Origin of the sequence: Streptomyces sp. RK62, from assembly GCF_018070255.1 — a bacterium.
Lineage (GTDB): Bacteria > Actinomycetota > Actinomycetes > Streptomycetales > Streptomycetaceae > Streptomyces > Streptomyces nigra.
The window spans coordinates 1-23,190 of the sequence record NZ_JAGPYD010000010.1 but is presented as its reverse complement, the minus strand read 5'-3'; the positions used below and the strand labels follow the sequence as shown (position 1 = coordinate 23,190).

General features: G+C 72.1%; 18 protein-coding genes. 10 read left to right on the top strand and 8 right to left on the bottom strand.

Going from position 1 to position 23,190, the window contains the following annotated elements:
* Positions 1–4 precede the first annotated feature (4 nt).
* A complete protein-coding gene (locus KBY32_RS19995) occupies positions 5–520 on the bottom strand; it encodes a MarR family winged helix-turn-helix transcriptional regulator (protein WP_115508068.1) in 516 nt (171 codons plus the stop codon).
* A gap of 102 nt (positions 521–622) precedes the next feature.
* Here KBY32_RS19995 and KBY32_RS19990 point away from each other — a divergent pair, with 102 nt between their 5' ends.
* The 3 genes from KBY32_RS19990 (at position 623) to KBY32_RS19980 (ending at position 4,010) form a co-directional block, all read left to right on the top strand.
* Positions 623–1,405, top strand: coding sequence for a dioxygenase (locus tag KBY32_RS19990; protein ID WP_210981042.1), 783 nt, complete (start codon positions 623–625; stop codon positions 1,403–1,405).
* Between the two features lie 489 nt (positions 1,406–1,894).
* Complete coding sequence (locus KBY32_RS19985) at positions 1,895–2,893, top strand: RNA polymerase sigma factor RpoD/SigA (protein WP_210981041.1); 999 nt, start codon at positions 1,895–1,897, stop codon at positions 2,891–2,893.
* Positions 2,894–3,356: 463 nt separating this feature from the next.
* Positions 3,357–4,010, top strand: coding sequence for a TetR family transcriptional regulator (locus KBY32_RS19980; RefSeq protein ID WP_308293764.1), 654 nt, complete (start codon positions 3,357–3,359; stop codon positions 4,008–4,010).
* Between the two features lie 36 nt (positions 4,011–4,046).
* Here KBY32_RS19980 and KBY32_RS19975 read toward each other — a convergent pair whose 3' ends face one another.
* Entirely contained in the window at positions 4,047–5,015 is a 969-nt protein-coding gene (locus KBY32_RS19975; protein ID WP_055623676.1) for a YafY family protein, read from the bottom strand.
* A gap of 215 nt (positions 5,016–5,230) precedes the next feature.
* On the opposite strand from KBY32_RS19975, the gene KBY32_RS19970 reads away from it, so the two are divergent.
* From KBY32_RS19970 to KBY32_RS19960, 3 genes are all read left to right on the top strand, one after another.
* Positions 5,231–6,754: an MFS transporter gene (locus KBY32_RS19970; RefSeq protein ID WP_247689761.1), complete on the top strand. Its 1,524-nt coding sequence runs from the start codon at positions 5,231–5,233 to the stop codon at positions 6,752–6,754.
* A 146-nt stretch (positions 6,755–6,900) separates the two neighbouring features.
* Positions 6,901–7,095 carry a hypothetical protein gene (locus tag KBY32_RS19965; RefSeq protein ID WP_210981039.1) on the top strand — a complete coding sequence of 65 codons (195 nt, stop codon included), beginning with the start codon at positions 6,901–6,903 and terminating at the stop codon, positions 7,093–7,095.
* 113 nt (positions 7,096–7,208) lie between these two features.
* Positions 7,209–9,002, top strand: a complete 1,794-nt coding sequence (locus tag KBY32_RS19960; RefSeq protein WP_210981038.1) for an HEXXH motif domain-containing protein — start codon at positions 7,209–7,211, stop codon at positions 9,000–9,002.
* A 27-nt stretch (positions 9,003–9,029) separates the two neighbouring features.
* Here the strand turns inward: KBY32_RS19960 and fxsT are convergent, their stop codons facing one another.
* The 4 genes from fxsT to KBY32_RS19940 form a co-directional block, all read right to left on the bottom strand.
* Positions 9,030–12,863, bottom strand: coding sequence for an FxSxx-COOH system tetratricopeptide repeat protein (fxsT, locus tag KBY32_RS19955; RefSeq protein WP_308293763.1), 3,834 nt, complete (start codon positions 12,861–12,863; stop codon positions 9,030–9,032).
* On the bottom strand, positions 12,860–13,807 hold the full coding sequence (locus tag KBY32_RS19950; RefSeq protein ID WP_210981037.1) for an ATP-binding protein: 948 nt from the start codon (positions 13,805–13,807) through the stop codon (positions 12,860–12,862). The genes fxsT and KBY32_RS19950 overlap by 4 nt, the downstream gene beginning before the upstream one ends.
* 104 nt (positions 13,808–13,911) lie before the next feature.
* Positions 13,912–15,435 carry a hypothetical protein gene (locus tag KBY32_RS19945; RefSeq protein ID WP_210981036.1) on the bottom strand — a complete coding sequence of 508 codons (1,524 nt, stop codon included), beginning with the start codon at positions 15,433–15,435 and terminating at the stop codon, positions 13,912–13,914.
* A gap of 11 nt (positions 15,436–15,446) precedes the next feature.
* Positions 15,447–16,301 carry a toll/interleukin-1 receptor domain-containing protein gene (locus tag KBY32_RS19940; protein ID WP_210981035.1) on the bottom strand — a complete coding sequence of 285 codons (855 nt, stop codon included), beginning with the start codon at positions 16,299–16,301 and terminating at the stop codon, positions 15,447–15,449.
* Positions 16,302–16,512: 211 nt separating this feature from the next.
* On the opposite strand from KBY32_RS19940, the gene KBY32_RS19935 reads away from it, so the two are divergent.
* The 4 genes from KBY32_RS19935 (at position 16,513) to KBY32_RS19920 (ending at position 20,729) form a co-directional block, all read left to right on the top strand.
* Positions 16,513–17,274 (top strand): DeoR/GlpR family DNA-binding transcription regulator, encoded by a 762-nt coding sequence (locus tag KBY32_RS19935; RefSeq protein WP_055623528.1) that lies wholly within the window; start codon positions 16,513–16,515, stop codon positions 17,272–17,274.
* 34 nt (positions 17,275–17,308) lie between these two features.
* The gene (gene pfkB, locus KBY32_RS19930) at positions 17,309–18,256 is read left to right on the top strand and encodes a 1-phosphofructokinase (RefSeq protein WP_210981034.1); all 948 of its coding nucleotides are present in this window, start codon (positions 17,309–17,311) and stop codon (positions 18,254–18,256) included.
* Between the two features lie 127 nt (positions 18,257–18,383).
* Entirely contained in the window at positions 18,384–20,369 is a 1,986-nt protein-coding gene (locus tag KBY32_RS19925; protein ID WP_210981033.1) for a fructose-specific PTS transporter subunit EIIC, read from the top strand.
* A gap of 105 nt (positions 20,370–20,474) precedes the next feature.
* The gene (locus KBY32_RS19920) at positions 20,475–20,729 is read left to right on the top strand and encodes a hypothetical protein (RefSeq protein ID WP_210981032.1); all 255 of its coding nucleotides are present in this window, start codon (positions 20,475–20,477) and stop codon (positions 20,727–20,729) included.
* Between the two features lie 33 nt (positions 20,730–20,762).
* Here the strand turns inward: KBY32_RS19920 and KBY32_RS19915 are convergent, their stop codons facing one another.
* Positions 20,763–21,509: a DUF6227 family protein gene (locus KBY32_RS19915; RefSeq protein ID WP_055623524.1), complete on the bottom strand. Its 747-nt coding sequence runs from the start codon at positions 21,507–21,509 to the stop codon at positions 20,763–20,765.
* A 251-nt stretch (positions 21,510–21,760) separates the two neighbouring features.
* Entirely contained in the window at positions 21,761–22,984 is a 1,224-nt protein-coding gene (locus KBY32_RS19910) for an Ig-like domain-containing protein (RefSeq protein WP_210981031.1), read from the bottom strand.
* Between the last annotated feature and the right edge of the window lie 206 nt (positions 22,985–23,190).

Genomic DNA, 23,190 nt, shown 5'->3' with positions numbered 1-23,190 from the left:
CGGTTCAGCGCAGCCAGGGCAGGTCCGCACCCGCTTCGCTCGGCTGCAGGCCCTCGGCGACGATCTTCATGATCTCGCCGAGGGCCTTCTGCTGTTCGGGGCTCAGCCGGTCGAACAGCGCCTGCCGTACGGCCTGTACGTGGCCGGGCGCGGTCCGGCGCAGCACCTCAAGGCCCTCGTCGGTCAGCACGGCGAACTGGCCGCGCTTGTCGTCGGGGCAGTTCTCGCGCCGCAGCCAGCCGTTGCCCTCCAGCCGGGCGACGGCGTGCGAGAGCCGGGAGCGGGTGATCTTCGCGTACCTCGCCAGCTCGGTCATCCGCAGCCGGCGCTCGGGAGACTCGGCGAGCGCGACGAGGAGCCCGTAGTAGAGGTGGGGCATGCCCGCGTCCCGCTGGAGCTGACGGTCCAGATGGTCGTCGAGCAGGGTCGTGGCCTCTATGTACGAGCGCCAGACGCGCTGCTGGTCTGCGGTGAGCCAGCGGGCCTCCTCCGCCGGGGCGGAGCTCGGTGCGGTGTTCATGCTCTCCACTGTACGAGCACGCTTCTTGAACTTTGAACTATCTCGGCGTACCGTCGGAGGAGTAAACGCTTTAGATTTGAAGCACTTAGGGAGTGGCCCGTAATGTCCGCTGTTCAGGAGCGCATGCCCGCCCTCTACCTCAGCCACGGCGCCCCACCGCTCGCCGACGACCCCGTCTGGCCCGGCCAGCTCGCCGCCTGGTCGGCCGCGCTGCCGCGCCCCAAGGCGATCCTCGTCGTCTCCGCGCACTGGGAGGAGGCCCCGCTCGCCCTCGGCGCCACCGAGGGTGTGCCGCTCGTCTACGACTTCTGGGGCTTCCCCGAGCACTACTACCGGGTGACCTACCCCGCTCCCGGCGCCCCCGAGCTCGCCGAGTCCGTCCGCAAGCTGCTGCGCGCCCCCGGCACACCCGTGCAGGACATCCCCGACCGCGGCCTCGACCACGGCGCCTACGTCCCGCTCGTCGAGATGTACCCCGACGCCGATATCCCCGTCCTGCAGATCTCCATGCCCACCCTCGACCCCGTGCGGCTCATGGACGTCGGCCGCAAGCTGGCCCCGCTGCGGGACGAAGGCGTGCTGATCATCGGCTCCGGCTTCTTCACCCACAACCTCGCCGCGCTGCGCCAGGGCGGAATACCGTCCTGGTCGGTGGAGTTCGACGACTGGGGACGCCGTGCCCTGGAGCACCGCGACTGGGACGCGCTGCTGGACTTCCTCCACAAGGCGCCGGCCGGCCGCTACGCCCATCCCCGCACCGAGCACTTCGCCCCGCTGTTCGTGACCATGGGCGCGGCGGAGGCGGCGGGGGAGCTGGGCGGTCAGAAGTCGGTGATCGACGGGTTCTGGATGGGGCTGGCGAAGCGGTCGGTGCAGTTCGGCTGAGCTTCTTCGCGGGCGAGCTTCTTCGCCGGTGAGTTTCTTCGCTGGGCGTGGACGGCCGAAACGAGTCCCTGCGGATCTCCCCGGGGATCTCCTGTGGCCTCTCGGGGGTGTCCGCGGGTGAAGCGGCCCCTCCTGGCAACCTTCCGCGGGTACGGGCCGTCTTCAGGGAGGGAAGGGCAGCCGACGGCGGCACTCCTCCTCCGAATGGACGGCGACATCGATGTGAGCGGAGTCTCACCCCTTCACCCCGTCCGGCGTCGACGAAGACGCCGGATCCTTGCGGATCCCGTCTGACCTGCGGCTCCGCGGCCCGTTCAGGGGCCGGTCGCCCGTGTGGCCCGGCAGGGTACTGCAAGATCAGAAAAATCGGGGGGCGGGTTGGGAATTCTGTCCTGATTCAAGTCGTTGTTCCCATCGAATGCCGGGCACTCGAGAAGAGTCCCAAGCGTTCACAGGACCACCCGCCAGCCCAATCGCAAGGGAGCACGCATGGCAACCCGTGCCGTCGCCCGTCGTCAGTCCGCCACCGGCGAGGCCGTCGACGCGGCCAGCAGTGTTCGCGCCCATGGCGGCGAGATCGCGGACCGCGACCTGGTCGGCATGTACCTCGACGAGATCGCCCGTACGCCGCTGCTCGACGCCGCTAAAGAGGTCGAGCTGTCGCAGATCATCGAGGCGGGTGTGTTCGCACAGCAGGTCCTCGACGGGTACGAGGGGTCCAAGGCGGACGCCACCCGTGAGGAGCTGGAGGCCCTGGTCGCCGAAGGCGAGCGGGCCAAGGACGTCTTCATCCGCTCCAACCTGCGACTGGTCGTCGCCGTGGCCCGCCGCTACCCCCGCAGCGGCCTGCCCCTGCTCGACCTGATCCAGGAGGGGAACGCCGGTCTGGTGCGCGCGGTCGAGAAGTTCGACTACCGCAAGGGCTTCAAGTTCTCCACGTACGCCACGTGGTGGATCCGCCAGGCCATCACCCGGTCCATAGCCGACCAGTCCCGGACCATCCGCCTCCCCGTCCACCTGGTCGAGGAGCTGGGCCGGATCCGGCGTGTGCAGCGCGAGTTCAACCGCGAGCACGGCCGTGACCCGGAGCCCGCGGAGATCGCCGCCGAGCTCGGCTCGACCCCGGAGCGTGTGACGGACGTCCTGGACTGGGCCCGCGACCCCGTCTCGCTGAACATGTCGGTGGACGACGAGGGCGAGACCCAGTTCGGCGACCTGCTGGAGGACACCTCCGCCGTCTCACCCGAGCAGTCCGTCCTGACCCTGCTGCGCAGTGAGGAGCTGGACGACCTGATCGGCCGCCTCGACCAGCGCACGGCGTCCATCATCAAGATGCGGTACGGCATCGATGACGGCCGCGAGCGCACGCTGACCGAGGTCGGCAAGGAGCACGGTCTGACCCGCGAGCGCATCCGCCAGATCGAGAAGCACGCCCTGCTGGAGCTGAAGAAGCTGGCGCGCAGCACCGGCTTCGACGCGGCCGCGTAACCCGCGCGGCCGCGGGGGCGGCATCCTCATCCTCCGGACCGCCGCAGGGTGGTGTCGGTGACGCCGCGAGGCGATGCCGTGAAGCGGTACCGGCGATACCGCGGGGCGGCACCGGCGAGGGGCGTGCGCCGGGTGGCGAAAGACCGCGCAAACATGGCTCCGGAACGCCGCTTGAGGCCCCGGGGTCCAGGGAACAAGACCTCAGGGCAAGGGAGTTCGCCCCGGCAAGGGAGTTCGACCCTTCACCCACAAACCACGTCCCGACGCACTCCCCCCGGCGCCGGGACTTTCCCCGAGCCGGGCTTCGGCGCCCATCCCCCCTGGGCGCCGGGCCCGGCTCGACCCATGTCCGCCCCCGTGCGGGCGGGGCGATCCCGGGTGGAACAAAGGGCCACCCCGTACCTGAACCACGGGGTGACCCCTCGGATGGCAGATTGTGTCACATGGGCATAGCCTGCAGCATGTGAGCAGCCCCACCCCCGCACCTGACCCGGCCACCGCCTCCCTCACGGAACGACGCAAGGCGGCGACCCGCATGGACATCGCCCGCGCCGCGGCCGCCCTGTTCGTACGGCAGGGACTGAAGGCGACGCGCGCCGAGGACATCGCACAGGCCGCCGGCATCGCACCGCGCACCTTCTACCGGTACTTCGCGACCAAGGAGGAGGCGGTGGCGCCGCTCTACGCGGACGGCGCCGACCGCTGGACCCGGGCGGTTCACGACGCCCCCGCCGGCCTGTCGGTGCCGGAGGCCCTGGAGCACGCGGTCCGGCACACGCTCACGCCCGGCGAGGGCATCTCCGGGGCCTCCTGGGACTGGACCCGCACCCTGGTCCGCCTCGCCCTGCACGACCCGGCGCTGCACCGGGTGTGGGCGGAGGTGGGCCATGCCACCGAGGCCAGGCTGGCCACGGCGCTGGCGGCGCGCGGCGCGGGCGACAACGTTGCCCCCGGCCTCGCCTTCCCCGCGGCGGTGGCCTCCGCCGCGGTCCGGGTGGCGGTGGAGACCTGGGCCACCGGAGACGCCCCGGCCGACGGCCCGGAGGGCCCCCGGGCACGGGCCCTGGCCAACCTGGAGGCGCTGAAGGGTTTCCCTTGGGGTGAAGCCGGGACGTAGGGCCTTTCGTTTGGATCAGGCCGGGCTCGAAAGGCCCTAGGCGGACGCGGCCCGGCTCAACCGCCCGCCCAACTCCCGCACGGATGTCACCAGTTCCTCGGGCGACTCGACCGTGAAGTCGCAGCCCGCCATCGCCAGCCGCACCGCCATCCACTCCATGGGGCCCCCGGCCGTCCCCCGCACCCGGCACGTCCGCCCGTCCTCCAGTGGCTCCGGCGCACCGAGCCACCCCGGCAGCCGCGCGGCGACGAACTCCGCGGGCGCGTCGAACGTCACGGAGAACTCGTACGACTCCTGCCAGCCCCACATGGACCGGCGCAGATACTCCGCGGCGCTCCCCGTGGGCAGCTCCCGCGGGGCGAACCGGGCGCCGGTCGCGAACGGCTCGCTCACCCGGTCCACCCGGAACGTCCGCCAGTCGTCCCGGTCGAGGTCGTAGGCGACCAGATACCAGCGCCGCCCGGTCGACACCAGCCGGTACGGCTCGGTCAGTCGGCGCGACGCGGTGCCGTCCTTCGCGCGGTACGCGAACCGCAGCCGCTCCCGTCCGGCCACGGTCGACGCCATGACGGTGAGCGTCTCGGGCGCGATGCTCGCCCCGTCCCCGCTGGCCAGCGGTGTGGTGGCGGCCTGCAGGGTGCTCACCCGGTGCCGCAGACGGGCGGGCAGCACCTGCTCCAGTTTCGCGAGGGCCCGTACGGACGCCTCCTCGATGCCCTCGACGGCGTGCCCGGCGCCGGCCCGCAGGCCCACCGCGATCGCCACGGCCTCCTCGTCGTCCAGGACGAGCGGGGGCATCGCCTTGCCCGCGACGAGCCGGTAGCCGCCGTCGGACCCCTTGGTCGCCTGGACGGGATAGCCGAGCTCCCGCAGCCGGTCGATGTCACGGCGGACCGTGCGCCGCGACACCCCGAGCCGGTCGGCGAGCTCACCGCCGGGCCACTCGCGGGGTGTCTGGAGGAGGGACAGGAGGGTCAGCAGCCGTGCCGGAGTGTCCGTCGTCATGCGTCCGAGCATGCCGTACGTCTAGGACACGATCTGACCTAATCGGGCCGTAGCGTCGTTCCATGACCTCAGCGGAGCGCAGGACAGCGACACAGCGACAGCGAACGACAGCGATGCGGGACAGCCCCACGGGCACGGGCCCCGGGACAGGCACAGAACCGGATTCCGGAGTGGCTCCCGCGGACCGCCGCCGCTGGTTCGCCCTGGCCATCGTGATGACCGCGGCCTTCATGGACCTGGTGGACGTCACGATCGTCAACATCGCCATCCCGTCGATCCAGCGCGAGAGCGGGGCCACGTTCAGCCAGATCCAGTGGATCACCGCGGGATACGCCCTCGCCTTCGCCGCGGGCCTGATCACGGGAGGCCGGCTCGGCGACATCCACGGCCGTAAGCGGGTGTTCCTCGTCGGCATCGGCGGCTTCACCCTCGCCTCCGCGCTGTGCGGCTTCGCCGTGAACCCGGAGATGCTGGTCGCCTCCCGCATCCTGCAGGGCGCGATGGCCGCGCTGATGGTGCCGCAGGTCCTGTCGATCGTCCACGCGACCTTCCCGGCGCACGAGCGGGGCAAGGTGTTCGGCCTGTTCGGCGCGATCGTCGGCCTCGGCGCGGTCAGCGGGCCGCTGCTCGGCGCGCTGCTGACGGAGGGCGACCTGTTCGGGCTGGCCTGGCGCCCGATCTTCCTGATCAACCTGCCGGTCGGCATCGCCGGCCTGCTGCTCGGCAGCCGTTTCATCACCGAGTCGAAGGCGCCGAAGGCCCTGAAGCTGGACCTGGTGGGCGTCGCGCTGGTCACTCTCGGACTGCTGATGCTGCTCTACCCGCTGACCCGGGGCCGCGAGCTGGGCTGGCCGCTGTGGGGGTACGTGTCGATGGGCGGCTCGCTCGTCGTGCTGGGGGCGCTGGTGGCGTACGAGCGGCGCAAGGGCGCGCGGGAAGGCTCGCCGCTGGTCGAACTGTCCCTGTTCAGGGTGAAGAGCTTCGCGGCCGGCATCGCCGTCCAGACCGTCTTCGGCGTCGCGCTCGGCATCTTCTTCCTGGTCTGGACGCTGTACATGCAGTACGGCCTGGGCTGGCGGCCGCTGAAGGCCGGTCTCACCGGCATCCCGTTCTCGATCGCCGTGTCCACGGCGGCCGGTCTGTCCGTCCAGCAACTCGTCCCGCGCTTCGGCCGCAAGGTGCTCCAGGCGGGCGCGCTGATCATGGGCGCCGGCGTCCTGCTCTACATCTGGGAGGCCGGCCGGTACGGCCTGTCCATCACCCCGTGGCAGATGGCGCTGCCCCTGGTCGTGATGGGGATCGGCATGGGCCTGATCGTGGCCCCGCTGACGGACGCGATCCTCTCCGAGGTGCCGCGCGGGCACTCCGGTTCGGCGTCCGGCCTGATCAACACGGTGCAGCAGATGGGCAACGCCCTCGGCCTCGGCCTGGTCTCCGTCGTCTTCTTCGGCGTCGTCGACGACCGCCTGACCCGGGCCACCACCCGCACCGAGGCGAGCACGGCCTTCGCGGACGGCTTCCAGCACGCGCTGGTGTGGGTGGCGGTGGTGATGGGCGTCATCTTCCTGCTGATGTGGGCCCTGCCGGCCCGGCCGGCGGTGCATCGGGAGGGCGAGGGGAGCGAGGCCACCGAGGACACCGAGGGGCGCGACGAGGGTGCGCACGCCGGGCGCGCGCGCTCCACGACGGCTCAGGAAACACCCTCCGAGCAGGAGGAACGGCTCGCGCACGCGCTCTGACGCCCCGGATAGCTCCCCCCTGGTGGGCCCGCCCTGGGACGGAATGTAATCTGCGACACACAAACGTTCTGTGCGGGCCCGCGCAGAACACGCCAGCGTCCTGTGCGGGCCCGCAGAGGACGGACGAACGAGAAGCGGCAGGCGTCATGGCATCGAGAGAACAGGCTGCTCCGACGGAGGCGGCGGCGTCGGAGACCGCGTCGTGGCTCCCCACCCTCTCGGCACTCTCCCTGGGTGAGCTCGCCACGCTCGACCCCGCGGCGCTGGACGCGCCCCTCGAGCAGCTCAAGCGCCGCGTCAACAAACCGCTCTCCACCATCGCCGGAAGTTCGGGCAGCTAGGGCCTTTCGTTTGGATCAGGCCGGGCTCGCGGGGTTTGGCCTACTCCAAACGAAAGACCCTAGTCCCGGCGAAACGGGGCCCCGGAACGCCGGGGCCCGCCTAGCATGACCTGATGCGTCATCACCAGCTCTCCACGCCTGTCTTCGAGGCCCTCGCCTCGACCGGCGAGGACGTGTCGGCCGTCGAGGCACTGCTCGACGTCGAGTGCAGCCGCCGCCTTCTGATGCTGCGCGCCATCCTGGACGCCTGTGCGTCGATGCCTATGGTGGGCGAGGCGTGGAAGCTGCTGGTGCGGGCCGAGGAACGGGACCCACAGGCGTTCCGGACGGCGCTGCTGGACCCCCAAGTCAGCGTGTGGGCAGCGGAGTTGATGCGCCGCCTGCCCTCCCAGGATGAGGCGGAGGGGGCCGCGGACGAATCGCCCCTGTGGGCGGAGGCCGGGTTCCTCGGGCAGTTCGCGGCCGCCGTGGCCTTCGAGGCCGGGCTCGACTTCGACGTCCAGGTGCCGATCCGGCAGGGGCGGGTGTTCCTCCCCCGGCTCGGGCGCGCCCGTCTCGGCTCCGACGAGGCATGGGGCACCGCCGGGGTGTCGGCACGGGACGGAGTCCTGGCCGTCGCCGCGAACGATGAGACCGTGACGCTCCCGGGCGATCCGGAGGCCGACGGGCCCGGCTGGGAAGGGCTGCGCCGGATCCGCGCCGAGCACGGCGGCGTGGCGCTCACCCTCGTCCTGGACGACCTGGGCGACCGCCCGGTGGTCACCGGACTGCCCGCCACCGAACGGCTGACGGATAGTCAACTCACCGCCTGGCGCGACTGGTTCGCCGCCATGTGGCCACTGCTCGTGGACGACCACCCCGCCAGTGCGCGGGCGCTCGCCGCGGGTCTGCGATCCGTGGTGCCCCTGCCCCGAGGGGAACGACTGCGGGCCCGCGCCGCGTCCTCCAGCGACGCGTTCGGCTGCGTACTGCTGTCGGCGCCGGACGAGGACGCCGAGGCGCTGCCCGCCCAGCTGGGCGTCGCCCTCGTCCATGAGTTCCGGCACAGCCTGCTGAACGGGCTGATCTTCCTCACCCCGCTCTTCGACGACTCCGGCGCGCTCTTCCACGCCCCCTGGCGCGACGACCCACGACCCGTCGGGGGACTGGTGCACGGCGCGTACGCCTTCTCCGGGGTCACCCGCTACTGGCGGACCCGCGGCCTCGACGGCCTCGCCGGGTTCGAGTTCGCGCTGTGGCGCCACGCCGTACGGGAGGTCCTCGCCACCCTGCGGGACCATCCGGCGCTCACACGGCTGGGCGAGGACCTCGTGACGGCCCTCACGGAGCAGACCGCCGCGTGGGACGCGGACCGGGCGGGGGAGACGGAGTCCCGGCTCGCCGACCTGGCCGCGGCCTACCACCTGGCCGCGTGGCGCGCCCACCATGTGCGGCCGTCCAAGACGGACGTCGACGAACTCGCGGAGCTGTGGGAGGCCGGACGGCCCCGAGCCGAGCGGGCCCGGGCCGCGCGCCCGGACGGTGCCGCCGTCTCCGCCGACCCCGACGCCTGCAGGCTGGACGTGCCGGCGCTGCTGGCGCGGCTCCTCCTCATCGACCCGGACGCCTTCACCCGGCTGCGTGCCCAGGACGACCCGGGCGCGGAGGTGTCCGGCGCCGGGCCCGGCGACCTGGCACTCGTGGCCGGGGACACCCAGGATGCGGTGAAGCTGTACGCCGACGAACTCACCCGACGGGACGCCCGCCCGGCGGCATGGGCGGGACTCGGACTGGCCCTCCTCGAGAGCGGGCGGAAGGCCGCCGGTACGGCGCTCGTCGAGCAGCCCGAACTGGCCCGCGCCGTCAGCGCGGCCCTGCCCGTCCCGCCGGACCCGGTGGCCCTGGCGCACTGGCTGGGCGGCGCCTGAGTCCGCGCCGCCCGGCCGGCGTTCGTCTCACAGCGGCATCGGGTCTATGTCGCAGTCCGCCCGGTGCTCCCAGTCCGCCGCGCGCTCCACGGCCGGATGCGCGGTGCCGAGCTTGCGGGCGAGACGTTCACGGGTGTCCGCGTGCAGGACGTCCGCCTCGTCGGTACGCCCCAGTGCGCGCAGGTCCATGGCGAGGTTGGCGGCGCAGGCCAGGGTGGACGGATGGTCCTCGTCGAAGGTGGCCCGTGAGCGGCGCAGTGTCTCCTCGTCCAGCGCGAGCGCCGCGGCGGCGTCCCCCAGGGCGTAGTGGTCGCTGGCCAGGTTCGTCCGGCACACCAGCGTCGAGGGGTGGTTCTCGCCGAGAGCGGCCGTGAACTCGTCCAGGACGACGCTGTTGATGTACTGCGAGGCGGCCGCGTTCCCCAGCAGCCGGTAGGTGATGGCCAGGTTCAGTGCGGCGGACAGGGCGTGCGGGTGGTGCCGGCCATAGGTCTTCTCGTACTGCTCGCAGATCTGCGTCCCTATCCGCAACGACTGCGGCAGGTCTCCGCTGTGCCGCAGGTGCACCGTCAGCTCCAGCGTCGCCGCCATCGTCTCGGGGTTCTGGTCGCCGTACCGTGCGCGCAGCGCGGCGCGCACCCGGTCGGCGGTCGTCAGCGCCTCCTCGTGCTCGCCGGCCTTGCGCAGGGCCACGGCCATGTGACGGAAGCAGGACAGGCTGAGCGGGTTGTCCGCCTTCAGCAGGGCCGTCGACCGCTCCACGATCTCCCGGTGGTACGTCAACGCGGTCGCGTACTCGCCCAGTTCACGGGTGTCGAGGATGAACCCCAGCCAGGTGCGCAGCGTGTCCACGTGGTCCTGGCCGTACATGTTGACGTAGCTGTTCCAGGTCATCTCGTCGACGTCCCGGGCCCGGGCGAAGTCACCGGCGAGACGCAGGCTCACGCCCAGGTTGTGCGCGGCGCGCAGGGTCTCCGGGTCGTCGGGCCCGAGCATGCGCAGATACTGCTGGTGCACGGACTCCGTCAGTGTCAGGGACTCGGCGAAGTCACCGCGCACCCGGTGGTCGATGGCGACGTTGCCGAGCGCGTCGATGGTGTCCTGCGCGTCGTGGCCCATGGTGCGCCGGTAGGCGTCCAGGACGGAGGCGTTCAGGTCGGCCGCCTCCTGGTAGGAACCCATCGTGAACAGCAGGAAGCCCAGCCAGCGGGCGACCAGCAGGGTCTGCGGGTGGTCGCGTCCCAGGGTCTCGGACCACATCTCGTACGCGGTGCGGGCGAGTTCCCGGCCGGAGGTGTAGTCGCCCCAGCGCAGCAGATAGATCACCTCGTTGACGACGAGGTTGCGCACCCAGCTCTCCTGCGACCGCACGGCCTCCGACACCACCACGTGCGGATACAACGAGCCGTACCGGTCCCAGCGGTTGATGTCGTTGGGGTCGTTGGGGTCGTTCGCCGCCAGCAGCAGATGGGCGCCGCGCCGCATCGTGGCCCGGTCCTCCTCCGTCATCCGGTACAGCAGCGCCGCCTGGACCAGCCGGTGCATCTGGAGGGAGTTGTTGCGGTGGTTGAAGCGGGCCAGTGAGTAGCGGCCGATCTCACGGATGACCTGGCCGAGCCGGATCGGGTCCTCCAGCGCCGCGTCCAGCTCGGGGGCTATGGAGCCGCGGGGCATACGGGCGAACAGGGCCCGCGCGATGGGTTCCGGCGCGTAGAACGAGCAGACCTGCAGCAGCTGGTAGGCGGCCGGGTTCTTCGTCTCCAGCTGGTCCAGGGAGATGTTCCAGGCGGCGATCACCGGATGCTGGTTGTCCAGCGGGGCCGTGCCGCGCAGCAGGTCGACGCGTTTCTCGTCGAGCAGGCGTAAGTATTCGTCGACGAGCATGCCGGTCTCGGCGTGCCAGGCCGCCGCCTGCTCGATGGCCAGCGGCAGGTCGCCGAGCGCCTCGGCGAGCCGGTCGGCGTCCTCGTCGCTGATCTCCGGTCCCCGCAGGCGCAGCAGCTGCTTGCTCTCCTCGCGCAGGAACACGTCGACCTCCAACGGGCGTGCGATGGACGCCCATTGAGGGTTGCGGGAGGTGATGAGGATGTTCCCGGGCCCGCCCGCCGGGAAGAACCGCTGGACCGTCTCCGGGCTCTCGGCGTTGTCGAAGACGAGCAGCCAGTTCGAGTACGGCTCCCCGATGCGCAGCGCCTCCAGGACGGCGTCGACCGTGGAGGACGCGTCGCTTCCCGGAGTGAGCCCGAGGCGCGGGGCCAGCTCCACCAGGGACAGGGAGATCTGCGCGGTGCGTTCCGCGGAGATCCACCAGACGACGTCGTACTCGGTCATCTTGCGGTACAGATACTCCACGGCGAGCAGGCTCTTGCCGACTCCACCCATGCCGTGCAGGGCGTGTGGAAGGACCGCGGTGGCCTTCTCGACCAGCAGTCGCCGGTGCAACTGGTCGAGGAGCTCCTCACGGCCGGTGAAGTTCGGGTTCCTGGGCGGGATGTTTCCCCACACCGTGGGGGTGTTCCTGGTGCGGTCGTTTCCCACGGTGCCCGGGGGCTGCTGCGGCATCGCCGGCCTCCTGTTCCCCTGATGCGTCGGGCGGTCGGCGTCGCCCGGGGGGTGGGCGACGGCTTGGCTGGGTGTGCGGGGTGCGATGGTGCCCTCGGATGGTGCGTGGTGCTGCTCGCGGTGGGCGGCGAGTGCGGCGTCCACCTGTCGTGCCGGTTTCAGGAAGGGGCCGGACAGGGCGTGGAGCACGGCGCTCTCCGCCCGGAGCCAGGGCCCTGACTCCTCGTTCACTTCGGGAAGCCGGGACACGACGGCCCCACTCAGCAGCCGGGGCAGTCGCCACAAGTGTTCCCCGTCGCCTCCCCGACGATCCCCCACCAGCTCGACCACTCGTACGAGATCGGGACGGCGTCCGGCAGCGAGCAGTTCCTCCCGCACACCCGGCTCGAACGCGTAGCCCCGGCCGTCGGGCGCGGGCCGGGCCAGGCCGTGGGTCAGCAACTGGGCGAAGTCGGCCAGGGAACCGTCGGGCAGCAACCGGTCGAGCACCTGACGGATCAGCGGCGGCTCGAGCGGGACGGCGGCGAGCAGCGTGGCCAGCGTGAAGACGTCCCGGGTGACCGCGGAACGGAAGTGCGCCACCCGGCCGCCCGGATCGGCGGGCGGCCCCACATCCCCGGTGCGCTCCGGCAGTCCGGCGCGCGGGAACATCACCGTCAGCGGCAGCCAGCCGGGCGGGCCCGCACGCAGCAGCGCCGACCAGGCGTCCAGCCAGCGCGGCGACAGCTCCAGCACCGGGATCGGCACGTCCGGGCCGTGGCCGGGGGGCCGGCCGTCCCCGTCGGGGCCGAGGCCGCGCGCCCGCCAGCGCAGCCGGTGGTTGGGGGCGCCGGGGGACGGCGCACGCAGCAGCACCTGCCAGCCGCGCAACGCCGTCGCCGGCCACACCGCGTGCGGCAGCACATGGATCACGGCGACGGGCCCGGCCTGCCCCCAGCGGCGCAGCAACGGTTCCACGGTGTGCGTGCGCCAGCGGGCCCCGGCCCCGTCGGTGAGCAGCAGCGTCAGCCGGCGGTCCGCGCCCCGCCGGGTCAGACCGGCCGGGTCGGTACTGCGGCCGTGCGGCAGCCGATGGGTCGTGACACGGCCGTAGACACCGGTACGGCGCAGCACCCGGACGAGGGCACGCGCCGTCTCCTCCCACACCTCCATGGTGGGTCCGCCGTCCACGACGAGGGCCACGTCCCAGGGCCGCCCCCGCCCGCCGCCGCCCGGCCCGGCCCGGCCCAGGGCCCGTCCGGCGCGGCACAGCGCACCGGGCAGCCCTGGCGGGAGCTCCGGCCAGAACCCGGTGGTCACGGCTCCTCCGGGGCCGTCCACGCCCACAGGGCGTCCACCGCCGGCTGCCAGCCGCGTTCATCGGCGACGGCGCTCAGGACACCGTTCGCGGCCAGGTGCAGCGAGTCCAGCAGTCGCTCCACGACCGGCCCTTCGGCACGCTCTGCCCGTTCCAGGAAGGCGTCCACGACGTCCGGTGCCGGAGTGCCGGGGCGGCCCGGCGGATAGTGGCGCGCGGCCACCGCCCGCAGCGTGTCCGCGTCGGGCCGGCGCGTCCGCAGCACCACACACCGCCGTACGAGGTCGAAGGGCATGTCCCGCTCGCCCGTGGTCGTGATCACCACGACGGGGAAGGCGTGGCAGCGCACCACACCGCCGGGCACCGTCACCACCGCGTCCGGATCGTCGTCCGTGGCGACCCGGCCGGCACCGGCGGGCAGGTCGAACCCGCCGGCGGCCAGCACCGTGCACAGATCCTCCGGCAGGGAGATCTCGGCCCGGTCCAGCCGGTCGATCAGCAGGACCCGGGGCCTGCGGTACGGCAGAAGCGCGGTGCCCAGCGGACCGAGCCGGCCCTCACCGGCGAACAGCCCCTCCCGCAGCGTGCTCAGGCTGGTGATCCGCCAGTGCAGGACACGCCCGAGCGCCAGCTCACGGCCGATGCGGTGGGCCAGGGACGCCTTGCCGGTGCCGGGTTCGCCGCTGACCAGCAGCGGGCGGCGAAGGCACAGCGCCGCGTTGACCCGGTCCACCTCGTCCGGCGCGAACGGCAGCGGGGACGTGCCCTCGCCGAGCAGCAGGGCCGCGTACGGATCGTCCGCAGGAGCGGGGAGCAGCGGACCGCCGCCGAAGCTGCGCCGGCCGGGCGGATCCGGCCAGGGCCCGCCACCGGGACCCGGGTGGCCGGTGCCCCGGTAGACACCCCAGGTGGCCTGCTCGTGCGGGGGCTCTTCGGTCGGCGGCATGGCGAGTGTTCCTCCGGCTGGCACTGGTCGGGGACGGGGGCGACGCGCGAGGTACTGGCAAGACGGCTGTGCGTCAGGGGCCGCCCCTGGTCACGGTCCCCGTCTCATGGCCACCCCCGCCCGTCCGGCACGACCGGTTTGCGGTCCGGGTCGTCCCACAGCAGCGTGAGATGACGGCCCGGATGGTGCCCGTCGCGGCCGTCGCCGTCATGGATCGCGGCCTGCCGCCGATACGCGGCGACCTTCGCCGGAAGCCGCTGCCAGCCCTCGGCGAGCAACGTCCGTACGACGTCCAGGAACTCCTGCGTCGAGCGGTCCGTGCGGTGCCAGATCACCACCGGCAGCCCGCTGCGCAGCGCCGCCTCCAACTCGCGCCGGCCGTGGTTCTGCCCGGGCAGCGGCGGCTCGCTCAGGACGGTCGCCACGACCTGCTGGTTGTCGCCGAGGCGGGCCTCCAGACCGCGCAGATGACCGCCGTCGCCGCCGACCGCATGGACGTACAGGGACTGCGCGGGCGGCTCACCCAGCGACAGCTGCAGCCAGCGGTGGCGCCAGAACCGGTGCCAGGCGCTGTTCTGCAGCCGGTCCAGGCTGCGGATCACCACCGGATAGTCCACCGCCAACGGCACATGCGGGCTCTCCGTGGTGTCCCGCGGCCACCAGTCGACGGGCAGATTGAGCAGCTCGAACGGCAGGACGAACTCCAGCCACAGATCGGCGGGCCGGTCACCGGCGGCCCCCTCGACCGAGCGGACGATCCCGCTCACCGCCTCCTCCAGCCCGTCCCTGGGGACCTGCGGCAACGCGTCCCCCTGCTCCCAATGCGGCCCACGCGCCGTCGACATGAAGGAGTGGGACACCGTGTAGGACTCGCTGTCCAGCGGATCGGGCGTGATGTGGATGGCCAGGAACTCCTGATGCGGCCGCACCGGAGCGGTCGGCGACCGCAGCCGCTGCGTGCGCTCCATGTCGAGGAGCTGCGCGAGACCGCAGCGCAGCGCCCACTTCCGGTTGCGGGCCAGGACCTCCCCCGCGAGGAGGTGGTTCATCGAGTCGGTGCTGCGGTCCAGATAGAGCATCCACGGCGGCAGACCGTCCCGCGGCGCACCCTGACCGGCCATGTGCAAAAAGTCGTGCCACGGGTTCTCCGCATGGGTCGGTGGCGCCGCCACCCGGGCGTGGGTGGCCGCCCGCACCAAGGCCGTCCGCATCTCGTGCGACATCGTCAGCGCTCCGAGCGTGCCGGTGAGGAAGTCCCACGAGTCGGTGATCTCGGGGAGGCCGTCGAGCGAGTCGACGGCCGTCCACTCGTCCGCGAGCCGCCGCACCAGCACGGCCTGCGGGCAGCCGGGATCCAGCATCGGCAGTTTGCGGGCCAGGGCCGACAACCCGTCCGGGCACCGGGTGCAGAAGCGGACCAGTTCGAGCAACTGCATCGGCACCGTGGCCTGTTCACGCAGGTCGACCCGGCGGTCGAGGGACTCGCCGACCATCTCCGCGAGCAGGGCCCGCGCGGACCGCTCCCGCAGCGCGCCGACCGAGAGCAGCGCGTTCTGCCCCTCCTCCTCGATCCGCTCGCGGATCCGCGATGCCGAACGGCCGCGGCCCCCGCCGCCCTCCCAGGTCAACGGCGCCCCACTCAGCCGGGGAACCGGGGCGGCAACGCCGGCTTCGCGCGGCCGGCGCGGGCGGCACCGACCCCGTCGAGCAGCCGCTCCCGCGCCCGCTCCCTCGGAAGGCCCACCAGGTCGATGTGGACGACCGACGCCAGCAGCCCCTCCGGTCTGCAGCGCGCCACCATCACCGGGACCAGTCTGCGGGCCAGACCCGTGGGGTCCGCGGCCTGCACGGCCTGCCACTCCTGGCGGCCGTAGACCGAGTGGAGATAGTCCGGGGAGAGCACCGCGATCGTGCGCGCGCACTGCGTCACGCCCCTCTCCATGCCGACCGGCCACTGGGTGCCCGGCACGAAGTCCCACTCCTCCACGAGGACACCGTGCCCCGCGTCCTCCAACTGCCAGGCGATCCACGCCGCCCAGGCGCGATCCACGGCGGTGTAGGAGACGAAGAAGTCCAAGGCGCCGTCCTGGGCGGTGGGGGAGGGGTGCGGGGACCGCGAGGCCGGTAAGGAACCGAGTGCCGCGGGCTGAGGCGCCGGGGGCGGACCGGCCGTCTCCGCGACGCGCCCGTGGACCAGGGTGCTGACCCTGTCCGAGGTGCGGCTGTGCCCCTCCAGCAGCGACACGACCTGCGCGAGCGCGGGCAGCCCGCCGTCCGCCCCCTCGCAGGCCCGCACCAGCTCCAGGAACTGCAGGTGACGGGTGGGGTGTTCGCGCAGGTGAAGCCGCCGGCCCAGTTCCTCCCCGATCAGCTCCTCCAGCATGGCGCGCGCCGAGCGGTCCTGGAGGGTCGGCGAGTCGAGCAGCGCCTCCACGAGCTCCCGCTGCCAGTCGTGGTCCACCCCCGTGCGGTGGCGCGAGTCGTCCGTGTCCACAACACCCCCCGAAAGCTGTGTCCCACGTCCAGGATACGGACGCGGTGACGTCGGGGCAGCGCTTCGTCACGTTCTCGCGCCAAGCGGCCTCGGGGGTTGGGAGGTGCCCGTTCATGTCCGTACGGTGCCTGAATGTGTTTACTTCTCGCTCGGTCAGGCCTACTCTCGCTTCGGAACCACAAGCTCGGGCACAGTGCGAAGGAGAACGGGCATGTACGCACCGGAGCGGCAGCAGGCGATCCTTCGGCTCGCCCGGGACGGTGGCCGCGTCGACGTGCTGTCGCTGGCCGAGGAGTTCCAGGTGACCGCCGAGACCATCCGGCGCGACCTCAAGGCGCTCGACCGGGCCGGACTCGTACGGCGCGTGCACGGCGGAGCCATCCCCGCCGGGCGCCTCGACTTCGAACCGGACCTCACCGAACGCGAATCCACCGCCGCCGACGAGAAGGACAGGATCGCGAAGGCGGCCCTCGCCGAACTCCCCACCGACGGCACCGTCATCCTCGACGCCGGCACCACCGTCGCCCGCCTCGCCGCCGCACTCCCACTGGAAGCCTCCCTCACCGTCGTCACCCACAGCCTGCCCACCGCCGCCCGCCTCGCCGACCACCCCGGCATCCAGCTCCACCTCGTCGGCGGCCGCGTACGGCACCGCACCCGCGCCGCCGTCGACGCCTGGGCCCTGCGCGCCTACGCCGAGATCCGCGCCGACGTGCTCTTCGTCGCCGCCAACGGCTTCTCCGCCGAACACGGGCTGACCACCCCCGACCTCGCCGAAGCCGCCGTCAAACGCGCCGCCGTCGCCGCCGCCCGCCGCGTCGTCCTCCTCGCCGACTCCGGCAAACACGGCCAGGAACACTTCGCCCGCTTCGGCGACCTCACCGACGTCGACCTGCTCATCACCGACACCGGCCTCGCCCCCGACACCGCCACGGCCCTCGAACACGACGGCACCGAAGTCCAGCGAGTCTGAGAACGTCCCCCCACCCGGGCCTGGAAACGAGCGCATGATCCTCACCGTCACCCCCAACCCCTCCCTCGACCGCACCTACGAGGTCCCCGCACTCCACCGCGGCGAAGTCATCCGCGCCACCGGCGAACGCATGGACCCCGGCGGCAAAGGCGTCAACGTCTCCCGGGCCGTCGCCGCCGCCGGCCGCCGCACCGTCGCCGTACTGCCCCTCGGCGGCGCCCCCGGCGCCCTCGTCGCCGACCTCCTCCACGCCCAGGGCATCGAGGTCGCCCCCGTCCCCGTCACCGGAGCCACCCGCTCCAACATCGCCCTCGCCGAGACCGACGGCATCCTCACCAAGATCAACGCCCCCGGCCCCGAACTCACCGCCGCCGAACGCGCCCACCTCCTCGACGCCGTACGCACCCAGTCCCGCACCGCCGACTGGATCGCCTGCTGCGGAAGCCTCCCCCGCGGACTCGCCGCCACCTGGTACGCCGACGTCGTCACCCGCGCCCACGCCGACGGCACCCGGATCGCCCTCGACACCTCCGGACCCGCCCTGCTCGAAGCCGTACGCGCCCGGCCCGACGTCGTGAAACCCAACGCCGAGGAACTCGCCCAGGCCGTCGGGCGCCCGCTCACCACGGTCGGGGACGCACTCGACGCCGCCGAGCGGTTGCGCGCGCTCGGCGCACGCGCCGTACTCGCCAGCCTCGGCGCCGACGGGCAACTCCTCGTCGACGACGCCGGCACCTGGTACGGCAGCGCCCACGTCGACACCGTCCGCAGCAACGTCGGCGCCGGCGACGCCTCCCTCGCCGGATTCCTCATCGCCGGCGGCCACGGCCCCGACGCCCTCGCCTCCGCCGTCGCCCACGGCGCCGCCGCCGTACGGCTCCCCGGCAGCGTGATGCCCACCCCCGCCGACCTCGACCCGACCGCCGTCACCGTCACCGCCGACGTCCCCGTGGACCGCGTCCTCGGCGAGCCCGCCGTATGAGCGGCGCCGCGGGGCGTGGTGGAGGCGCCGGATGCGGCTGTCTCCCCGTCCTCTACTTCGTCCCCAGCCCCGTCCCCCTTCTCGCCCACCGGATTCCCGGGGCGATACGCGTGCGAAGGAGCCCGCGATGAGCGACATGATCACGGCGGACCTGGTCGACCTCGACCTGGCCGCCGACACCAAGGAGGCGGCGGCACGCGCCCTCGCCGAACGCATGGTGGCCCTCGGCCGGGTGACCGACCTGGACGGCTTCCTCGCCGACGTCGCCGCCCGCGAGGCCCAGATGCCCACCGGCCTCGACGGCGGCATCGGCATCCCCCACTGCCGCAGCGCCCACGTCACCGAACCGACGCTCGCCTTCGGACGCAGCACGAACGGCATCGACTTCGGCGCCCCCGACGGCCCCGCCGACCTGATCTTCCTCATCGCCGCCCCCACCGGAGCCGACGACGCCCACCTCACCATCCTGTCGTCGCTAGCCCGGCAACTCATGGACAGCACCTTCACCGACGCGCTGCGCGCCGCCGGGGACGCCGAGTCGGCGTCCGCGCTGATCCGGGGGGAGCAGACGCCGGTGGAGGGCGGGGACGCCGAGGGCTCCGCCGCGGACGCCCCGCGTCCCTTCCGTATCGTCGCCGTCACCTCCTGCCCCACCGGCATCGCCCACACCTACATGGCCGCCGAGTCCCTGGAGAACGCCGGCCGGGACGCGGGCGTCGACCTCGTCGTCGAGACCCAGGGCTCCGCCGGCTTCACCCGGCTCGACCCCGCCGTCATCGCCGCCGCCGACGGCGTGATCCTCGCCCACGACGTCGCCGTACGCGAGAAGGACCGGTTCGCCGGCAAACCCACCGTCGACGTCGGCGTCAAAGCCGGCATCAACCGGCCCGCCGAACTCATCGCCGAGGTGCGGGAGAAGGCCGCGCGGGGAGAAGTCACACAGGCCGCACGGCCCGGCACCCCCGTCGACCGCGCCGGCGAACCCGGCGACGGCTACGGCACCCGCTTGCGCAAGTGGCTCATGTCCGGCGTCAGTTACATGGTCCCGTTCGTCGCCGCCGGAGGCCTGCTGATCGCCCTCGGCTTCGCCATCGGCGGCTACCGGATCGACGAGGCCCCGCCCGTCACCGAACACTTCGCCTGGGGCCAGATCGACAGCTGGGGCGCCCTGCTCTTCCAGATCGGCGGCGTCGCCTTCGGCTTCCTCATCCCCGTCCTCGCCGGCTACATCGCCTACGGCATGGCCGACCGGCCCGGACTCGTCCCCGGCTTCGTCGGCGGCATGATCGCCTTCACGATCAACGCCGGATTCCTCGGCGGCCTCGTCGCAGGCCTGCTCGCCGGCGGCGTCGTCCTCGCCATCCAGCGCATCGACATCCCCCCGGTGCTGCGCGGCATCATGCCCGTCGTCGTGATCCCGCTGCTGTCCTCCATGGTCGTCGGCTTCCTGATGCTCGTCGTCATCGGCAAGCCCATCGCCGAGGCACAGAAGGCCATGACGGACTGGCTCGGCAGCCTGTCCGGCTCCAACGCCGTCCTCCTCGGCATCCTCCTCGGCCTGATGATGTGCTTCGACCTCGGCGGCCCCGTCAACAAGGTCGCCTACGCCTTCGCCACCGCCGGCATCGCCGTACAGGACCCCAGCGACTCCGCCATGAAGATCATGGCCGCCGTGATGGCCGCCGGCATGGTCCCGCCCCTGGGCATGGCCCTCGCCACCACCCTCCGCCGCACCCTCTTCACCCCCACCGAACGCGAGAACGGCAAAGCCGCCTGGGTGCTCGGCGCCTCCTTCATCAGCGAAGGCGCCATCCCGTTCGCCGCCGCCGACCCGCTGCGCGTCATCCCCGCCTCCATGGCCGGCGGCGCCGTCACCGGCGCCCTCACCATGACTTTCGGCTCCACCCTGCGCGCACCCCACGGCGGCGTCTGGGTCACCTTCCTGATCGGCAAGCCGTTCCTCTACCTGCTCGCCATCGCCGCCGGTACGGCCGTCACCACCGGCCTCGTCATCCTGCTCAAGGGCATGCGCCCTACGGCGGGGGAGGGGCCCTCGGCCGCCGACGCCTCCGAGGGCAGCGGCGCGGGGAAGCGGCCCGTGGCCACCGCTTGAGACGACCGGTTGTCCCGGTTGCGGCGCTGTGCGCGCTTCACGGCACCTGCGAGATACGTCACGGTCCGGGCCATACCGCCCGGACCGTGGTGTCTACTGGGAGACATGCCTGAGCACGTCTCGATCCTCCAGCTCCTGGGACCCGTCGTCCTCGCCCTGGCGGCCGTGCTGTGGGTGACGGGGCTCGCCCGCCTGCTCCGCCGCTACCGCCCCGTGAACCGTCCGTGGGGCCCCGACCAGGCACTCTCCGGCCTTCCGCAGCAACGGCAGACCGCCCCCGAACGGGAGGCCGTCGAACTCACCCCGGCCGAACGCGACGCCTTCGCCGGCCTCGTCCACCGCCTCAACTCCGGCCGCTGACCGGACCAGAGGCGCTGCTCGGGAAGCTCGCCGTCAGGAGACCTGCGTCGCCCGCCGCTCCATCGCGGCACGCGCCGCGTCCTCGCTGACGTACACCTCGCACATGTGCCGCCCGTCCGGCGTCGCCGTGTGCTCGACCTCCCACAGCGACACCTCCGCCCCGTCCCGCAGCAGGAACGCGTGCTCGTAGAGCGAGAAGCACAGGCCCGCCCGCGCCGACCGCCAAGGACGCCCGAACGCCTGCGTGATCCGGTGCCCGCACGCCGTGGCCAGCAACGCGGCCGTCTCACGCCCCGGCCGGTCCGCGTTCTCCGCGCGGCGCAGCAACCGCCGCGCATGATCCACCGAGTTGTCCGGCAGATACGCGTGCCGGGGCGCCACCATCGGCGACAGCTGCACCGTCACCGGCAGCTCGAAGTCAGGGGTGTCCGGAGGCAGCGGAAGCCGCTCGGTCGCGGCACGCAGCTCCTCCTCGTCGATGTACACCTCGTGCTGCGGGGCACGGTCCCGTGCCGTGTTGTGCACCAGCTCCCACAAGGTGAGTGCCGAACCGTCGGCGAGCAGCCAGGTGTGCCGGTACGTCTCACGGTGCAGCCCCGCACTGTGGTGCGCGGAGTGCAGCGAACTGTCGTGCGCGAGCGCGCAGTCCAGCCGCCGTATGGTCTCGTCGGGCAGCTCGAACGAGTTCAGGGCACGGCCGAGGAGCCGCGCGAGGTGCTCCTCCGGAGACTCCGGCGACTCGGGTGGTTCGTACGCTGTGGTCTCGTACGGAACGCTCAAGGTTTCTCCCGGCGTTGCTGCATGTCACCTTGTGGGTGCATACCGTAGCCCCTCGGTCGGACATCATGTCCGGGAACCGAGAAAACGTACGTCCGGTGAAACGCGCGGACCGCGCGAGAAGTTCCCGCGCGGCCCGTCGAACCGTCAAGAAACCCTGCCCGACGTGCGGTTCAGGGGGGCGTGCCCATCAGGGGATGTGGCGATCAGGCGGCGTGCTGATCAGGTGGCGTGCTGATCAGGCGGCGTGCTGATCAGGCGGCGCTGCCCGCGATCCACTCGCTCCACGGCATGTTCCAGCCGTTGAGGCCGTTGTCCGGCTTCACGCTCTTGTCGGGGGAGTTCTTGACGACCACGACGTCCCCGAGCATCGAGTTGTCGTAGAACCACTTCGACGGCGTGTCCCCCTGGCCGCCCTTCACATCCCGCAGACCCACGCAGCCATGGCTGGTGCCCTGACGGCCGAACGGCGGATTGCCCTGGTTGTACCAGTAGTTGCCGTGGATGTACGTGCCCGACTGCGTCAGCCGCATCGCGTGCGGCACGTCCTTGATGTCGTACGCGTCCGCCAGATTGACCGTACGGCTGTCCATGTGGAGCTGCTCGGACTTCTCGGAGATCACCATCTGCCCGTTGTAGGTGGAGAACTCCGAGCTGCCCGCCGAGATCGGCACCGACTTGATCGTGGCGCCGTCCCGGACGACCGTCATCGTCTGGGTGTTCACATCGACCGTCGACACCTGGGAGCGGCCGATCGTGAAGGTCACCGTCTTCTTCTGCACGCCGACGACCCCGTCGGCGCCCTCGACCCCGTCCAGGTCGATCTTCATCGTGACCTTGGAGCCGGTCTTCCAGTAGTCCTCGGGCCGGAAGTCCAGACGGTTCTGGCCGAACCAGTGCCCGACCACCTTCTGCCCGCTGCTGGAGGTGACGGTGATGTGCGACTGCACGGCCTTACGGTCGCTGATCGCCTTGTCGAACGAGAACGACACCGGCATGCCGACGCCCACCGTGGTCCCGCCGTCGGGGGTGTAGGTGCCGATGAAGCTGTTCGCCGCGCTGACCGTGGTGAACGTCGAGTCGGCGGTGGTGCTCCGGCCGTCCGCGTCCTTCGCGGTGGCCGTTATCTCGTACTTCGTGCCGCGCTCGAGCTGCTTCCCGGGGTGCCAGCCGGACCCGTCCGACTCCAGCGAACCCGGCACCTCCTGCCCGGTCTTCGCGTCCTTCATCCGTACGGCCGTCAGCTTGCCGCCGTCGACCCGTACGCCCGTCGAGTTGATGGACGCCCCTGAGGAACCGTCCTTCGCCGAGATCACGATCTTCGCCGCCGATGTCGTGGACGACCCCTTGCCCCCCTTGCCGTCACCGTTCCCGGCGTCGGCGCCACCGCCACTGCAGGCGGTGAGGGTCAGGGTGCCGATCACCAGGGCGGCACAGGCCCCCACTGTGCGGCGCGCTGTCATGTCCGGCGTTGTCACGATCTGCTCCCTCATTCGACGTTACGCGAAGTCTGGTTGGTTCCGTTCTGTTCCGTTCCAGGGTGGAAGAGGCCACCGCCTCGGGGCGGGTTCCCCACGTGCGCGGTGAACGTCATCACGTGACACAACCGCGACAAACGTGAGCGGAATGTGGTCGTTCGGGGTGGGGCTGGGGGCTTTGGTCTGGGGGCTGGAGAGCTTGGGGT